Origin of the sequence: Streptomyces yunnanensis (assembly GCF_029011865.1) — a bacterium.
GTDB classification, from domain to species: domain Bacteria; phylum Actinomycetota; class Actinomycetes; order Streptomycetales; family Streptomycetaceae; genus Streptomyces; species Streptomyces yunnanensis.
Genome location: NZ_CP095749.1, coordinates 2574499 through 2590807 on the forward strand (window position 1 = coordinate 2574499; position 16309 = coordinate 2590807).

13 protein-coding genes and 1 pseudogene are annotated in these 16309 nt (G+C 74.6%); 6 read left to right on the forward strand and 8 right to left on the reverse strand.

Annotation, left to right across the window (positions count from 1 at the left end):
* Positions 1–43: 43 nt before the first annotated feature.
* On the forward strand, positions 44–970 hold the full coding sequence (locus MOV08_RS11275) for a serine/threonine-protein kinase (RefSeq protein ID WP_275311757.1): 927 nt from the start codon (positions 44–46) through the stop codon (positions 968–970).
* Between the two features lie 48 nt (positions 971–1018).
* Here MOV08_RS11275 and MOV08_RS11280 read toward each other — a convergent pair whose 3' ends face one another.
* On the reverse strand, positions 1019–2356 hold the full coding sequence (locus MOV08_RS11280) for a streptophobe family protein (RefSeq protein WP_275307335.1): 1338 nt from the start codon (positions 2354–2356) through the stop codon (positions 1019–1021).
* A 247-nt stretch (positions 2357–2603) separates the two neighbouring features.
* On the opposite strand from MOV08_RS11280, the gene MOV08_RS11285 reads away from it, so the two are divergent.
* Together MOV08_RS11285 and MOV08_RS11290 are read left to right on the forward strand one after the other, a co-directional pair.
* A complete protein-coding gene (locus MOV08_RS11285) occupies positions 2604–3896 on the forward strand; it encodes a DUF6777 domain-containing protein (protein WP_275307337.1) in 1293 nt (430 codons plus the stop codon).
* Between the two features lie 177 nt (positions 3897–4073).
* Positions 4074–5249, forward strand: a complete 1176-nt coding sequence (locus MOV08_RS11290; RefSeq protein WP_275307338.1) for a L,D-transpeptidase family protein — start codon at positions 4074–4076, stop codon at positions 5247–5249.
* A 79-nt stretch (positions 5250–5328) separates the two neighbouring features.
* Here the strand turns inward: MOV08_RS11290 and MOV08_RS11295 are convergent, their stop codons facing one another.
* From MOV08_RS11295 to MOV08_RS11320, 6 genes are all read right to left on the reverse strand, one after another.
* Positions 5329–7386, reverse strand: coding sequence for a phosphocholine-specific phospholipase C (locus MOV08_RS11295; protein WP_275307339.1), 2058 nt, complete (start codon positions 7384–7386; stop codon positions 5329–5331).
* A gap of 301 nt (positions 7387–7687) precedes the next feature.
* Complete coding sequence (locus tag MOV08_RS11300; RefSeq protein WP_039640626.1) at positions 7688–8236, reverse strand: ATP-binding protein; 549 nt, start codon at positions 8234–8236, stop codon at positions 7688–7690.
* 158 nt (positions 8237–8394) lie between these two features.
* Entirely contained in the window at positions 8395–10605 is a 2211-nt protein-coding gene (locus MOV08_RS11305) for a xanthine dehydrogenase family protein molybdopterin-binding subunit (protein WP_275307341.1), read from the reverse strand.
* Positions 10606–10632: 27 nt separating this feature from the next.
* Positions 10633–11637: an FAD binding domain-containing protein gene (locus tag MOV08_RS11310; RefSeq protein ID WP_275307342.1), complete on the reverse strand. Its 1005-nt coding sequence runs from the start codon at positions 11635–11637 to the stop codon at positions 10633–10635.
* Positions 11634–12239: a 2Fe-2S iron-sulfur cluster-binding protein gene (locus tag MOV08_RS11315; protein ID WP_275307343.1), complete on the reverse strand. Its 606-nt coding sequence runs from the start codon at positions 12237–12239 to the stop codon at positions 11634–11636. Before MOV08_RS11315 ends, MOV08_RS11310 begins: the two co-directional genes overlap by 4 nt.
* Complete coding sequence (locus MOV08_RS11320) at positions 12239–12649, reverse strand: hypothetical protein (protein ID WP_039631744.1); 411 nt, start codon at positions 12647–12649, stop codon at positions 12239–12241. The genes MOV08_RS11315 and MOV08_RS11320 overlap by 1 nt, the downstream gene beginning before the upstream one ends.
* Positions 12650–12861: 212 nt before the next feature.
* On the opposite strand from MOV08_RS11320, the gene MOV08_RS11325 reads away from it, so the two are divergent.
* On the forward strand, positions 12862–13692 hold the full coding sequence (locus MOV08_RS11325) for a lipase family protein (protein WP_275307345.1): 831 nt from the start codon (positions 12862–12864) through the stop codon (positions 13690–13692).
* Positions 13693–13873: 181 nt separating this feature from the next.
* On the opposite strand, the pseudogene MOV08_RS11330 reads toward MOV08_RS11325, so the two are convergent.
* A pseudogene (locus MOV08_RS11330) lies at positions 13874–14470 on the reverse strand (isochorismatase family protein); the annotation flags it as partial.
* Positions 14471–14660: 190 nt separating this feature from the next.
* Between MOV08_RS11330 and MOV08_RS11335 the strand changes: the two are divergent.
* Positions 14661–15866 carry a serine hydrolase domain-containing protein gene (locus MOV08_RS11335; protein ID WP_275307346.1) on the forward strand — a complete coding sequence of 402 codons (1206 nt, stop codon included), beginning with the start codon at positions 14661–14663 and terminating at the stop codon, positions 15864–15866.
* 115 nt (positions 15867–15981) lie between these two features.
* Complete coding sequence (locus MOV08_RS11340; protein ID WP_239010350.1) at positions 15982–16233, forward strand: hypothetical protein; 252 nt, start codon at positions 15982–15984, stop codon at positions 16231–16233.
* Positions 16234–16309 lie beyond the last annotated feature (76 nt).

Here is a 16309-nt window from a genome sequence, read left to right on the forward strand (position 1 = left end):
CGGCCGGCGCCGGGAGCACACCACCGTGCCGGACGCGTCCGGGATGCGCGGCCGCCGGATCGCCGGGTACCTGCTCGGGGACGAGATCGGCCGGGGCGGGATGGCGGTGGTCTACAAGGCGGCGGACCTGAACCTGGGCCGGACCGTGGCCCTCAAGCTGCTGGCGCCCGAACTGGCCCGGAACGACACCTTCCGGAAGCGTTTCGCGTACGAGTCGCGGGCGGCCGCGGCGATCGAGCACCCGCACATCGTGCCGGTCTACGAGGCCGGGGAGGCCAACGGCCTCCTCTACATCGCGATGCGCTTCATCCCGGGCCGCGACCTGCGGGCGCTGCTGGACGACGAGGGCCCGCTGCCGCTCGCGACCACCTGCCGGATCGCCGTCCAGGTGGCCTCCGCGCTGGACGCCGCGCACGCCCACGACCTGGTGCACCGCGACGTCACCCCGCGCAACATCCTGATCTCCGAGGGCATCGAGAGCGACCGGCCCGAGCACGCCTACCTGACCGACTTCGGACTGACCAAGAAGTCGCTGGCGCTGACCGGTTTCACCAGCACCGACCAGTTCATCGGGACGCTGGCCTACGTGGCCCCCGAACGGATCTCCGGGCGCCCGGTGGACGGCCGGTGCGACCTGTACGGACTGGCCTGCGTGGCCTACGAGATGCTGACCGGGGCACCGCCGTTCCTCCGCGAGGACGACTTCGCGCTGCTCTGGGCCCACCAGTACGATCCGCCGCCGGCGCCGAGCGGGCAGCGGTCCGACCTCCCCCCGGCCGTGGACGCGGTGTTCGCCCGCGCGCTGGCCAAGGCGCCGGAGGAGCGGTACGAGACCTGTCGGGGGTTCGTGGCGGCGCTGCGGGCCGCCGGACGCACCGCGGACCCGAGCATCCGGCGCGGCACCGCTCCCCCGCCCCCGCCGCGCTGGGCGATCCCGGTCTTCCCCGGAGCCGGCGCCCCGGGGACGTAGGGGTCCGGGCCCGGGGCTGCCGCGTCGGCCCGGCCGTCGTGCTCGCCGTCAGCCCCGTCGTCCGGGGTCCGGCGGCCGTGCCGGAGGAGCGTCCCGGACCTCGCCGGGGCGGCGGACCCGGCGCGCCGCGAGGCCGCCGGCGAACCCGGTGACCAGGCCCCAGGCGAACCCCGCCGCCGCCAGCCGCCACAGCTGCGGCTGCAGCGTGACCGCGCCGCCCAGGTCGCCGCCGAGGTCGCCGACGCCGATCAGGGAGAGCCCGTAGTGGGCGTCGATCCGGGTGGCCGACCCGACGACGAGGAGGGTGAGCGCCAGCGCCACCGCCATCTCCAGGGCGTGCCGCCGGGCGGGCCTTCGGACCGGGGTGCGGACCGCCGCGTCGAACGCGGCACCGAGCAGCACCACCGCGGCCACCGCCACCAGCAGCCAGACCCGCCCGTCGTACGCGCCGATCGAGCCGAGGTCGAGGGTGCGCTGTCCGCGGGCCCGCAGCACCTGCTCCAGGGCGTGCGGCAACGGCAGTCCGAGGGATCTGTCGACGTGGCCGGTCCAGGCGCCGCCGGTGCCGATGCCCAGCGCCAGCCAGGCCACGTTCGGCAGCCCGAGCAGGATCACCGCGAGGGTCCGGGCCGGGTCGCCGCGGACGACCAGCTCGACGAGGCCGACGAGGAGCCCGAGCCCGACGTAGGCCAGCAGCGTCAGCAGCATCGCGTGGGCCGGCGGACGGACCGGGGCCTGGAAGCGGAGCAGCCGGGCGGAGAGCGGGGCCTTGCGGGAGACGACGAAGGCCAGCACCAGCACGGCGAGCACCCACAACAGGCCGAAGCCGAGGGTGGCCGGGAGGTCGGCGCGGAAGCCGACGGTGGGGGTGCTGCCGAGGAGGGCGCCGAGCTGGTCGGCGAGTTCGTTGCCGACGGTGACGGTGAAGCTGTGCCGGGCGGCCAGCGCGATCAGCCACAGCAGGACCAGCCAGCAGGCCGCCGTCCGGGCGATCCGGCCGAGGAGTTCGCCGGCCGGTGCGACCGCGCGGTGCCGCAGCGGCCGGAGGAAGGCGACGGCGGTCACCAGCGCGCCGGCGAGGGTCACCGACAGCGGGACGGCGTCCACGGCGGCCTGCGCCTCGACGATGATCCCGGCGTCCCCGGTCGCCTGGAGCGAGCCGCCGGCCGCGGCGACCACGGTGGCGGCGACCACCGCGGGGAACGCGCCCGCGGGCAGGTCGGCCGCGCCGGCCGCCCACAGGCCGAGCGCGGCGGTCACGACCATGGCGACCAGGCCCGCCAGGGCGGCGCCGAGCGCCTCCGCCCAGCCGCGCAGGGCCGGCGGGACGCGGTGGGACGCCGGGCTGCCGGGACCGGCCGCCGCCGGGCCGCGGGTCTGGCTCACGACTGCCTCCTGCGGGTGTCTCCTGCGCGTGAGAGGGGAGGCGCGCAGCGCCTCCTGCCGGGGTGCTGGCGGGGCGACGGACGGGCCTGTCGGACGCCGTCCCCGCCACGGTACGCACGGGCGTGCCACCCCGCTTGCGGAGGACGCCGACCCCAAGCACACAATTGCCTAGAACCACATAAACATTGGCAAATCCGGGCGTTGTGCGCATCGCCGGATGGCCCAACAGCCCCGGGAAGAAGGACCCGTGACCGCTCCACCGCCACCGGACGGCCCGTCGGAGGGCCACCCGACCGGCCCGCCACCGGGTCCCGTATCGGGCCCCTCCACCGGACCCTCCTCCGGTCCCTCGCACGAGCCGACCCGGCCGTGGCAGCAGCCACCGCCGCCGACCGCGCCCGGACGGGGAACGCCCCCTCCCCCGAACCGGCCCGGTGGCCCCGGTGGCCCCGACAGCGGAGACGCCTCGCACGGCGGTCCCGAGCGCCGGCGGCCCTGGTGGCGGTCGACGCCGCGGGTCGCCGTCGCCACCGCCGCGGTGGTGCTGGCGGTGGTACTGGCGGTGGTGCTGACCCGCTCCGGAGGCGGCGGGAGCGCGGGCGAGCTGCACCTGGAAACGGTCGGCTCGGCGGGCCCGGCCCCGTACACCGACTCGACGGTGAACGGGGGCGGCACCGCGACTCCGACGGCCACCCCGTCCGTGGCACCCCGCGGCGACCACCAGCGCGCCAGCGTGTCGGGGTCGGCGCCCGGCCTGTACGGCGGCAGCCGCGACAAGGCCAGCTGCGACGTGGAGAAGCAGATCCGCTATCTCCAGGCCAGCCCGGACAAGGCACGGGCGTTCGCCGGCGTGCTGGGGAAGAGCACCGAGGAGCTGCCGGCGTACCTGCGGTCCATGACGTCGGTGCAGTTGCTGGTCGACACCTGGGTCACCAACCACGGCTACCTGGACGGCAAGGCGACCAGCTACCAGGCGGTGCTCCAGGCGGGCACGGCGGTGCTGGTGGACGCGCAGGGGGTGCCGCGGGTCCGCTGCGCCTGCGGGAACCCGCTGACGCCGCCGACGGCCACCGGGAAGGGGCTCAAGACGCAGGGCAAGCCGTGGCCGGGGTTCCGGGACTCCAACGTGGTGACGGTGCAGCCGGCCCCGAAGTCGGTGAAGACGTTCGTCCTCCAGGACCCGCGGACCGGGGACTACTTCACGCGCCCGGAGGGCACCGACGGCAGTACGGACCAGCCCTCGCCGGCGCCGTCCGCGTCGCCGTTCTCCCCGTCGCCGTCGTCCCCCGAATCCCCCGGTTCGCCGGGCGGCGGCTCGCCGTCGGAGACCTCGCAGTCGCCGGGCGGGGGTACGACGCCGGAGTCGCCGTCCGAGCCGGGCTCGACGCCCGGGCAGACGTCGGGCGGGCCCACCACCCCCGAACAGCCGGGCACTCCGGGGTCCACGACCCCGGAGCAGCCCGGAGGCTCCGGGTCGTCCAGCGGGCCGGCCGGGACCCCCGAGACCCCGACCGGGACCGGCGGCGGCAGCGCCAGCTGACGGGTGCTCGCCCCGGACCCCGCGTCGCGCCCTCCCGACGCCTCCCGGCATCGATATCGAACTGTGTCCTAATAAACCGATGCACCGCACAACCTCTGAAGCGGACAAAACATCTGTATATGCGGCGGATGCCTCCGGCTCCGCCGCTGTCCGTTGTTCAGCTTTGGAGGGACCCTCGTGCACGCCGGAACACGTCGCCACACCGCCCGGTTGATACCCGCCGCGCTCGCGGCCGGGCTGCTGCTGTCCGCGTGCGGTACCGGCGCCGGCTCGTCCAAGGCGGCGGAGCCGGCTGCCAAGGTGACCGTCACCCCGGCCGCCGGCAGCGACGCCGCGAAGCTCGGCTCGCCGATATCGGTCAAGGCGGCCGGCGGCAAGCTGACCGCGGTCGACGTCAAGGACGACAAGGGGGCCAAGGTGCCCGGCCGACTGGCGGCCGACGGGGCGTCATGGACGTCCGACGGCAAGGTCCGGCCGAAGACCACCTACACCGTGACCAGCAAGGCGAAGACGGACGGCGGCAAGGAGTCCTCGTCCACCGCGACCTTCACCACGGAGCAGGCCGACAAGGTCAACAAGCTCACCAACACCCCGGGCAACGGGGAGACGGTCGGCACCGGCATGCCGGTCTCGATCAAGTTCGACCACAAGGTGGCCAAGAGCCAGCGCGCCGAGGTCGAGAAGGCGCTGAAGGTCACCAGCCAGCCGAAGGTGGAGGGCGCCTGGGGCTGGGTCACGGACTGGGACGGCAAGGACCGGATCGACTGGCGGCCCAAGGACTACTGGCCGAGCGGCACGAAGGTCTCCGTGCGGGGCGCGCTGGGCGGGATAGATTCCGGCGACGGCCGGTACTTCACCCGCGACTACGACTACGACTTCGCCATCGGCGCCGACCACAAGGCCGTCATCGACGTGCCGTCGCACACCCTGACCATGTACGCCGACGGCAAGGCCGTGGGCACCATCAAGGGCTCCGCCGGCTCCCCGCAGGACCCGACCCGCGGCGGCGTGCACACCGTCCGCAGCAAGAACGCCGCGGAGACCATGGACTCCGCCACCATCGGCCACGGCAACGAGTGGATGCTGGACTCGAAGTGGGTCACCCACCTCACGGCGTCCGGGACCTTCCTGCACTCCGCCCCCTGGAACCAGTCCATCGGCGTGGTCAACAACAGCCACGGCTGCTTCGGCATGACCACCTCGGACGCCAAGCGGGTCTACGACTTCCTGCCGGTCGGCTCCACGGTCGAGGTGAAGGGCACCAGCAGCACCAAGAAGACCGACGTCGGCAACGGCCTTGAGGTCTGGCAGGAGAACTGGCAGCAGTGGCAGCAGCGGAGCGCGCTGAAGTAGCCCGCCGCCCCCGCACCACGGCACGCACGCCGCCGCCCGGCCTCCGGGCGGCGGCGTGCGGCGTTTGTGGCCGGGCCGGTCAGGCGGTGTGCAGCGCCGGGTCGCTGACGCCCGGCTTGCCGGTCTCGACGTGGCCGGCGAGGCGGCGCAGGAAGCCGGCGTCGGTGTCGACGGTGACCGTGAGGTCGTACCAGCGCTTGCTCGCGGTGAGGTCGATGGACCGGGTGACGGTGCCGCCCGGGTCCACGCGGACGGTCTGCTTGGCCCCGCCGTAGGCGTTGGCGATGGTGAGGCGGCAGGGCGCGGTGCCCGGGTTGGCCAGGGACAGCTCGACCTGGCCGGAGGCGGCGTTGTGGCGGGCGGTCACCTCGGGGGTCTGCTTCTTGCCGGGGCCCTGGAAGGTGCGCAGGAAGCCGTTGGGGCCGTGCACCGTCAGGTGGTAGTCGCCCTTGGAGTAGGCGGTGTTCCAGGTGTCGGAGAGCGTCTTGCCGGCCTCGGTGGTGTACGTCCAGGGGCCGTCGGTGCGGTTGTCGGAGGTGACCAGGAAGCACGCGCCGGCGGCGGCGCCGCCGCTGAAGGTGAGGGTGAAGCGGCCGCCGGCGACGTCGGCCTTGCCGTCGGTCAGCGGGACGTAGCGCAGCGGGCGGCTGGGCCGGGAGCCCGCCTCCTGCTTGGGCAGGACGGGGTTGGCGGGCGGCGTGGGGTGGTAGCTGTCGTGCCGGTTGTGGTCCGGCGGCTGGTAGCCCTTGGTGTCCGGGAGCGCGGCCGGCTTGGTGTTCTCCAGGGAGAAGTCGAACGCGGAGGTGAGGTCGCCGCAGATGGCGCGGCGCCAGGGCGAGATGTTGGGCTCGTGGACGCCGAACCGGCTCTCCATGAACCGGATGACGGAGGTGTGGTCGAAGACCTCGGAGCAGACGTAGCCGCCGGTGCTCCAGGGGGAGACCACCAGCATCGGGACGCGCTGGCCCAGGCCGTAGGGGCCGGCGGCGTAGGTGGCGTTGCCGGGGAAGTGCTCCAGGGCGGTGTCCACGGTGGAGCGGCCCTGGGCCGCGGAGGACGGCGGGAACGGCGGGACGACGTGGTCGAAGTAGCCGTCGTTCTCGTCGTAGGTGATGAACAGGGCGGTCTTGCTCCACACCTCGGGGTTGGAGGTGAGCGCGTCCAGGACCTGGGAGACGTACCAGGCGCCGTAGTTGGCCGGCCAGTTGGGGTGCTCGGAGAACGCCTCGGGGGCGGCGATCCAGGAGATCTGGGGCAGCTTGCCGGCCTTGACGTCGGCCTTGAGCTGGTCGAAGTAGCCGTCGCCCTGCTTGACGTTGGTGCCGGTGCGGGCCTTGTCGTAGAGCGGGTCGCCGGGCTTGGCGTTGCGGTACTGGTTGAAGAAGAGCAGGGAGTTGTCGCCGTAGGTGCCGCGGTAGGCGTCGTCGATCCAGCCCCACTTGCCGGCCGCGTCGAGGCCGTCGCCGATGTCCTGGTAGATCTTCCAGGAGATGCCGGCCTTCTCCAGGCGCTCGGGGTAGGTGGTCCAGCCGTAGCCGGCCTCCTCGTTGCCGACGACCGGGCCGCCGCCGGTGCCGTCGTTGCCGACGTAGCCGGTCCACATGTAGTAGCGGTTGGGGTCGGTGGAGCTCATCAGGGAGCAGTGGTACGCGTCGCAGATGGTGAACGCGTCGGCGAGGGCGTAGTGGAAGGGGATGTCCTGCCGGGTGAGGTGGGCCATCGTCCCGGTGCCCTTGGCGGGGATCCACTGGTCGTACTTGCCGTTGTTCCACGCCTGGTGGCCGCCGTGCCAGTCGTGGTTGAGGCCCTCGATGAACTGCATGCCGAGGTTCTCGGCGTCGGGGTGGTAGGGCAGTACGTCCTTGCCGCCGTCTGCCTGGTACCAGACGGACTTGCCGTTCGGCTGGGTGACCGGGCGGGGGTCGCCGAAGCCGCGGACGCCCCGCAGCGAGCCGAAGTAGTGGTCGAAGGACCGGTTCTCCTGCATGAGGACGACGATGTGCTCGACGTCCTTGATGGAGCCGGCGCTGCGGCGGGCGGGGATGGCGGCGGCGCGGGCGATGCTGCTGGTGAGGGCGGTGGCGCCCGCGGTGGCGCCGGCTATCTGGAGGAAGCGCCGGCGATTGATGTCAACCATGTGTCTGGGGACCTCGTGGTGGGGGAAGTGACGGGGGATCGGATCTGGAACAGGGTGCCGAAGGGTCGTGCGGTACAGCGGTCAGCAGAGTGTTCCAAGAGGAACGAGGATCCGGGAAGGGGGGATGACGCGGAAGTGACACCTCACGGTACGGGGGCGAACTCGCAGGCCGGGGGCGACCCGAGCACGCCGAACGGCCGGCGGGTCACGGCGGTCGTGCCGTGACCCGCCGGCCGTTCGGGGCCGGGCGGGCGCGCCGGATCGGCGGCGCGTGGGACCAGGGGCGGTGGTGGCGGGGCGGTCAGACCAGCGACGCCTCCGACGGGGACGGTCCGGCGGCGACGGTCGGGCCGGCGCCGGGGTCCGCCGGGGGCCCGGCCGCCGGGGCGGGTTGCTCCGCGGCGGGCGCGGGCTCCACCACGTCGGGCACGCTGCGCGGCGACACCCGCGGGGTCACCGGTGCGGGACGGGCCGCCCCGACCCGGCGGGTGAACCAGATGACCTTGCCCTCGGGGGTGCCGCAGGTGCCCCAGCTGTCGCTCAGGGCGGCGATCCGGGCGAGTCCGCCGCCGGCCGCGCGCTCCAGCCGCGGCAGCCGGGGGCCCTCGTCGGCGACCGAGGCGGTCAGGTGCCGGCCGCTCCAGCGGAGTTCGACCACACAGCGGGCGTCGGGGCCGATGTGGCGGTGGACGTTGGTCAGGAGCTCCGCCACCCCCTCGCAGAGGGGCGGGATCTGCGGTTCGAGGTTCCAATGGCGCAGATGCGCGGCGATGATCCGCCGGATCTGGGGGACGCGCTCGGCCGAGGCGGGCAGTTCGACCGTGTAGTGCCGGTCGCCGGGTGGTGTCATGTCGTCGCTCCTCACCGCGAGGCTCACGTCCTTCACCTCGTTGGACCAACGAACCCCGAACACGAAGAGTGAGCATCCATCACGTATGGGTGGACTGCCATGCTGCCCCGGGGGTATCGGGCCCGCAACAGGGGTGAGCCGTATGAGTAGCCCCGCTCTCAGGTGAGCGGGCCGGCGAGCGCGGCCAGTGTCCTGTCCGGGGTCAGCGGCAGGTCGCGCAGCCGGGCGCCGATCGCGTGCCACACCGCGTTGCCGATCGCCGCCGGGGTGCCGACGATGCCGATCTCGCCGATGCCCTTGCTGCCCATCGGGTTGAGGTGCGGATCCTCCTCGTCGAGCCAGTGCGCCTCGACAGCCGGGACGTCGGCGCAGGCCGGGACGTGGTAGGCGGCCAGGTCGCAGGCGGTGAAGTCGCCGAAGACGGGGTCCAGGGCGCTGTCCTCCATGAGGGCCATGCCCAGCCCCATGATCATGCCGCCGACGAACTGGGACCGCGCGGTGCGGGGGTTGAGGATCCGCCCGGCCGCGTACTGGCCGAGCAGCCGGCGGACCCGGACCTCGCCGGTGCGGGTGTCGACCTGCACCTCGGCGAAGACGGCGCCGAAGGCGTGCCGGGCGTACGGGGAGGGCTCCGCGGTCTCCTGGCGGGTGTCCTCGGTGACCGTGATCCCCTCGGCGGGGAGCGGCCCGTGGTGCGCGCGCAGCCGGGCCAGCAGCGACGTGCACGCCTTGTGGACGGCCCAGCCCCAGGAGGCGGTGCCGGTGGACCCGCCGGCGAGCACCGCGGGCGGCAGGTCGCTGCTGCCGATGTCGACCTGCACCCGGTCCTCGGGGGCGCCGAGCACGGCGGCCGCGATCTGGGTGAGAACGGTGCGGGCGCCGGTGCCGATGTCGGTGGCGTTGACCCGGACCCGGTAGCCGCCGTCGGCGGCGGCGTGCGCCTCGGCCTCGGTCTCGGAGATCTGGACGGGGTAGGTGGCCGCGGCGACGCCGGTGCCCAGCAGCAGGTCGCCGCGGCGGCGCACGCCGGGGCGCGGGTCGCGCGGCAGCCAGCCGAAGCGTTCCGCGCCGGCGCGCAGGCACTCGACGAGGTGACGGCTGCTGAAGGGGCGGCCGGTGTCCGGTTCGGTGGCGGGGTCGTTGCGGATGCGCAGTTCGACGGGGTCGACGTCCAGCACGACGGCGAGCTCGTCGAGGGCGGACTCCAGCGCGTACATCCCGGGGGCCTCACCCGGGGCGCGCATCCAGGAGGGGGTGGGGACGTCGAGGGCGGCCAGCCGGTGCACGGTGCGGCTGTGCGGCGAGGTGTACATCATGCGGGCCGGGATCGCGGCCTGTTCGACGAACTCGGCGACCGTGGAGGTGTGGGTGACGATCTCGTGGGCGAGGGCGGTGATCACGCCGTCGTGGCCGGCGCCGATCCGCACCCGGTGGAGCGTGGGGGCGCGGTGGCCGACGACGCCGGGCAACTGGCGGCGCGGCAGGGCCAGTTTGACGGGGCGGCCGGTGTGCCGGGCGGCCATCGCGGCGAGCACGACCTGGGGGCGGGGCGTCCCCTTGGCGCCGAAGCCGCCGCCGACGTGCTCGGAGACCACGGTGATCTCGTCGGTGCCGAGCTTGAACAGCGCGGCCAGGTCCTCGCACACCCTGGTGGCGCCCTGGCTGGAGTCGTGGACGGTCAGGTGGCCGTCGGTCCACTGGGCGGTGGCGGCGTGCGGCTCCATGGGGTGGTTGTGCAGCGGCGGCACGGTGTAGGCGACGTCGACGGTCGCCGGTGCGGCGGCGAACGCCGCGTCGAAGTCGCCGCGTTCGCGGGCCCCCGGGCCGCCGAACACCTCCTCCGGCACGTACAGCCTCGGGTGGTCGGCGGTGATCCGCACGTCGTGGGGTTCCGTGGCGTAGCCGACGTGGACGGCCTCGGCGGCGTCCCGGGCGGCCTCCAGGGTGTCGGCGACGGCGAGCGCGACGTACCAGCCGCGGTGCGGGACGCGGTCCTCCTGGAGCAGGGCGAGGGTGGGGTCGCCGATGGACGCCAGGCGGGGCGCGTTCTCGTGGGTGAGCACGGCGATCACCCCGGGCAGCGCGAGCGCCGCCGCGGTGTCCAGTTCGGTGATCCGGCCGCGGGCGACGGTGGCCGGGACCGGCCAGGCGTAGGCGCAGCCGGGCGGGGTGTGCTCGGCGGCGTAGCGGGCGGCGCCGGTGACCTTCTCGCGGCCCTCGCGGCGGACCGAGGGGGCGCCCAGCGGGTGCGGCAGCGGGGCCGCCGGCGCGAGGTGCGGCGGCCGGTCCGGGGAGGGGGGTCTCCCCTGCTCGTACTGGTGCGAGAGGTCGGGGGAGGCAGTGCGCTCCGGGACGGGGTCGTGGCTCATGGCGCGGGTCCTTGCGGTCGGGGCGGGTCATCCGTGGGCGGCGCGGCCGGCGCGGCCGGCGAGGTCGGTGAGCACGCCGACGGCGAGGGCGCGGGCCAGCGGGACCTTGAAGCCGTTGTCGCGCAGCGGTGCGGCGGCGGCGAGTTCGGCGTCGGCGGCGCGGGCGAAGGTCTCCTCGGTGGCGGGCGCGCCGCGCAGCACGGCCTCGGCGGCGCGGGCCCGCCAGGGGCGGTGGGCGAGCCCGCCGAAGGCGAGGGCGGCGTGCTCGACGGTGCCGTCGCGGACGGTGAGCACGGCGGCGACGGAGGCCAGCGCGAAGGCGAACGAGGCCCGGTCGCGGGCCTTGCGGTAGCGGGAGCGGGCGCCGGGGCGGGCCGGCGGCAGTTCGACGGCGGTGAGCAGTTCGCCGAGCCGGATCTCGGTGTCACGTTCGGGGCTGTCGCCGGGCAGCCGGTGGAACTCGGTGGCGGGGACGGTGCGTTCGCCCTCGGGGCCGTGCAGGCACACGGTGGCGTCCAGGGCGGCGAGGGCGACCGCCATGTCGGAGGGCTGGGTGGCGACGCAGTGCGCGGAGTGGCCGAGGACGGCGAGGTCGCGGTGGGCGCCCTCGCGGGCCGGGCAGCCGGTCCCGGGCTCCCGTTTGTTGCAGGGCTTGGAGACGTCCTGGAAGTAGCCGCAGCGGGTGCGCTGGAGGAGGTTGCCGCCGGTGGTGGCGGTGTTGCGGAGCTGCCCGGAGGCGCCGGCCAGCAGGGCCTGGGAGAGCGCCGGGTAGCGGTCGCGGACGGCGGGCACCGCGGCGAGGTCGGCGTTGCGGACCAGGGCGCCGATCCGCAGCCCGCCGTCCGGCCGTTCCTCGACGCGGTCCAGCGGGAGCCGGCCGATGTCGATCAGGGTGCGCGGGGCCTCCACGCCGAGCTTCATCAGATCCACGAGGTTGGTGCCGCCGGCGAGGAACTGGGCGCCGGGCTGCCCGGCCGCGGCCCGCACCGCCTCGTCGACGCTGGCGACCCTCAGGTATCCGAACGGCCTCATCCGCCGGTCACCCCCGCCCCGGTGACCGCCGCCGTGGCCGCCGCGTCGGCGACCGCCTCGACGATCCGGGGGTAGGCGCCGCAGCGGCACAGGTTGCCGCTCATCCGCTCCCGGATCTCGTCGGCGGTGAGCGCCACCGGCGCCCCGGACCGCGCGGTGTCCGGCGTGACGAGGGAGGGGAAGCCGTCGGCCGCCTCGGCCAGGACGCCGACCGCCGAGCAGATCTGGCCGGGGGTGCAGTAGCCGCACTGGAGGGCGTCGCGGTCCAGGAAGGCTTCCTGCAGGGGGTGCAGCCGCTCACCGTCGGCGAGGCCCTCGACGGTGGTGATCCGGCGGCCGTCGTGCGCCACGGCCAGCAGCAGGCAGCTGTTGGCGCGCCGTCCCTCGACCAGGACGGTGCAGGCGCCGCACTGCCCGTGGTCGCAGCCCTTCTTGGCGCCGGTGAGGCCGAGGTGCTCGCGGAGCAGGTCCAGGACGGTGGTGCGGTGGTCGAGGGTCAGGGTGTGCCGGGTGCCGTTGACGGTGAGGGTCAGTTCGGAGCGGCGGCCGTTGACCGGGTGGGGGCCGCCGGTATCGTCCGGGCGGCCCTCCCCCGGCGCCATCAGGCGCCCCTCGTGACGGGCCGCCGCAGGGTCTCCAGCCGCAGTTCGACCTCCTTCTCCTGGTCGCCGGCGGCGGTGCCTAGGACGGTGACCGCGAACGCCGGCCGCAGGCCCGCGCACAGCTGGTCCACCGCCCAGTAGCCGCCCTGGAGGCTGACGGTGACGGGGGCGGTCAGCCGTCGCGGCTCCGGCTCGGTGCCGCGCTCGCTGACGTCGACGGTGGAGGTCCACACCGTCGTGCCGGGGCCGGCCATCTCCTGGGGCACGTCGTCGGGGGCCCGGTCGGAGCGGAAGGCGGTGCGCAGGGCGCTGAAGACGGCGTGGGCGTCCGCCGTCCTGCAGCCCTCGACCTCCACCACGACCTCGGCCGATGGGTGTTCCGGGTGTGACGCCTGTTCCACGCTGTTCACGGTGGGCCCTTCCTGTGGGTGCCGGTCGGTGGGTACCGGTCGCTTCCAGGCTCACTCCGCGCCACGGTGTGTGCGACCCGAGGCTCGAACGAGTGGTTTAAACGGGCGCACCTGCTCGCCGCACCAGCACGGAGTTACGGTGTGTAGTCAGAGCGCGCTCTCTGTAGTCGCCCTGTCGTCACTGCCGTCCGCACCCCTCCAGGAGCCCCCCGTTGACCAGTAGTCCCCGCGTCGACCAGCAGGCCACCGGCTACAGCCTCCGCCAGGCGGTGTGCATGGTGCGCGCCGCCGAGCTCGCGTACCAGGGCGAGCAGACCATCGAGGCCGCTGCCCGGGAGTGGGGGTTCGACCGGGTGCGCCACCACCACACCGCCTTCCGCCCGCCGTTCCCGCTCCAGGACACGCAGGCGTACACCCTCGGCGGGCGACACATGATCATCACCGCGTTCCGCGGCACCGAGCCCGCCGAGCTGCGGGACTGGCTGTCCGACGCCACCACCCCGCCATGGCCCGGCCCCGGCGGCCGGGGCCACGTCCACTACGGCTTCGCCGAGGCGCTGGAGTCGATCTGGCCGCAGGTCCTCACCACGCTCAAGGAGTTCCGGGACAACGACCAGGCGCTCTACTTCACCGGCCACAGCCTGGGCGGGGCGCTGGCGATGCTGGCCGGCGCCCGGCTCCACTTCGAGGACCCGAAGCTGACCGCCGACGGCGTCTACACCTTCGGCCAGCCCCGCACCTGCGACCCGGGCCTGGCCAAGGAGTTCAACTCCGCCTTCACCGACCGTACGTACCGCTTCGTCAACAACAACGACATCGTCCCCCAGCTCCCGCCGGAGCCGGTCTTCCGCCATGTCTCCGCGCTGCGCTACATCGACTCCCGGGGCGCGGTGCACAACACCATGCCGCTGATCGGCGGCCTGCTGGACCGCGGCCGGGGCCTCACCGCCGATCTGCTGGCCCCCGCCTCGGACGGCGTGCGGGACCACTTCATCGCGGCGTACGTCACCGCACTGGAGAAGGCGGCGGAGCGGCGGGGCTGACCGGGAGACCGGGCGCGGCGGCGGGCCGGACGGCAGGGCCGGGCGCGGCGGTGAAGGGGACGGCGGCGGCGTGCGGGACGATCTCGACCTCGTCGCCGAGGGCCCATTCGGCGGCCCGGGAGGACATCGCGGCCGGGACGGTGTCGCTGATGCCGGGCGCGGCGGCGGGCCGGACGGCGGGGCCGGGCGCGGCGGTGAAGGGGACGGCGGCGGCGTGCGGGACGATCTCGACCTCGTCGCCGAGGGCCCATTCGGCGGCCCGGGAGGACATCGCGGCCGGGACGGTGTCGCTGATGCCGGGCGCGGCGGGGATGTCGTAGGTGGCGTGCGCGTCGTGCGGCAGGACGACGCGATGCCCCCGGGCCAGCGCGGTGCGCGCGGTGGCGGCCACGCACATCTCGGAGAGCACGCCGCAGACGGCGAGTTCGGTCACGCCGGCGCCGGTGAGCAGGTCGCCGAGCGGGGTGTCCGCGAAGCCGTCGTCCTCGGTCTTGCGGACGACCCGCTCGCGGGGGCCGGGCTCGACGGGCAGGTGGAGTTCCCAGCCGGGGGTGTGCGGCGCGTCGACGGCGCCCGGTTCACCGTCGTTCTGGAGGTGGACGACGAGGGCACCGGCCGCGCGGGCCCGGGAGAGCAGGTCGCGGGTGCAGCGCAGGACCCGGTCCGCGTCGGGGACCGCCTCCCGCCCGGAGACGAACGCGGCTTGCACGTCGACGACGACGAGGGCCTGGACGGGGCGGATCGCGGCGGCGGTCGGGGCAGTCATGGTAGCCATCATCCCGTGCCGCGACACTGGTCCGGACGGGCGGGAACGCTTCTGGCCGGACAGGCATGGTTGCCACAGGCATCGACCCGGACGGATCATCCGTACGTGCTCCACGGCCGGGGTGCGTCGTGCTCCGCGCGCGGGCGTCCGGGCGGCGGGGCACGCCGCCCGACCGCACCGCGACGACGCGAGGAGAGCCACTGTGGAAGCCACCACCGTCGAAGGCCACTGCGCACCGGGGTTCGAGGGGGTGCGGCGCGCGTTCGAGCGGAACTTCCGCGAACACCGGGAGATCGGCGCGGCGGTCGCGGTGACGTGGGACGGCGATCCGGTGGTGGACCTGTGGGGCGGTCACGCGGACGCGGCCGGCAGCCGCGCCTGGGAGCGGGACACGCTGGTCAACGTCTACTCGACATCCAAGGGGATGACCGCACTGTGCGCCCATCTCCTGGCGGACCGGGGCGAGTTGGACCTGGACGCCCCGGTCGCCCACTATTGGCCGGAATTCGCCCAGGCGGGGAAGGAGGCCATACCGGTGCGCTGGCTGCTCTGCCACCGCGCCGGGTTGCTGGCGCCCCGCGAACCCCTGGCCGAGGGCCGCGCCTACGACTGGGAGTACGTCTGCGACGCCCTGGCGCACACCCCGCCGTGGTGGGAGCCGGGGACCGCGCAGGGCTATCACGCGACGACGTTCGGGTATCTGGTGGGCGAGGTGGTCCGGCGGATCACCGGGCAGTCGCTGGGGGCGTTCCTGCGCAGCGAGATCACCGGGCCGCTCGGCGCCGACCTCTTCATCGGCACCCCCGCCGAGGAGCACCCGCGGTGCGCCGACATGGTCGGGCAGCTGGGCGACGCAACTCTCGCCGAGCGCTTCCCGGACGCGCCGCTCCCCCCGGTGCGCGGCATCGAGGAGCATCCGCTGGCCCCGGTCACGCTGGCGCTGCGCTACGTCCCGATCGGCGACGTCAACAGCGCCGCCTACCGCTCGGCCGAGATCCCGGCCGGCAACGCCCACGCCTCGGCGCGCGGCCTGGCCGCCGTCTACGCGGCGCTGGCCGGCGGCCGGCTGGTCGGGCCCGCCACCCTGGAGGCGCTGCGCAGTTCGCAGAGCCGGCCGGACGAGCCGGACCTGACCCTGGGCGCGCTCGTCCCGGAGGGCACCGCCACCGCGTTCCGCTGGGGGCTGGGCTACATGCTCAACGACCGGGGGCAGGCGGGCCCCAATCCGCGGGCGTTCGGGCACGGCGGCGCGGGCGGTTCGTACGCCTTCGCGGACCCGGAGAACGGGCTGGCCTACGCGTACACGATGAACCGCTTCGGGGGCGGCACCAGCGGCGAGGATCCGCGGAGCCGGGCGCTGGTGGCGGCGGTGTACGAGGCGCTGGCGGAGGTCCGTGGCCGGGCCTGAGGGCCGCTCCGGCGCCGCCGCGTACGCGCCGGAGCGGCGCAATAATGGGAGGTGCGGCAGGATCCGTCCGGCGCCGCCGCGGGTGCGACGGCCCCGGAGAGAGGGCGTGGTGACCATGGAAAGGGACACCGAGACGGTTCACGAGGCGTACTCGTTCGTCTGCCTGCACTGCGGGCACGGGTGGGAGGAGGAGTACGAGATCCGGCACACCACCGATCTGGCGGGCCACCGCCGCGCCGACTACTTCGCCCACGGCCGCCGGGTGCCCTCTCCGCTGACCCGTGCGGACTGCCCCGACTGCAACCGCGGCCCGATCCGCATCCTGCGCCCCGGCAGGGTGAACGCCGCGCGGTCGTTCCCCCCGTAGGCCGGAGCCGCCCCAGGACCGCGGGTTCCTGCCCTCGCCCTCGCGTCGTCCGGCCCCGCTGGGCCGCCCGGTGCCG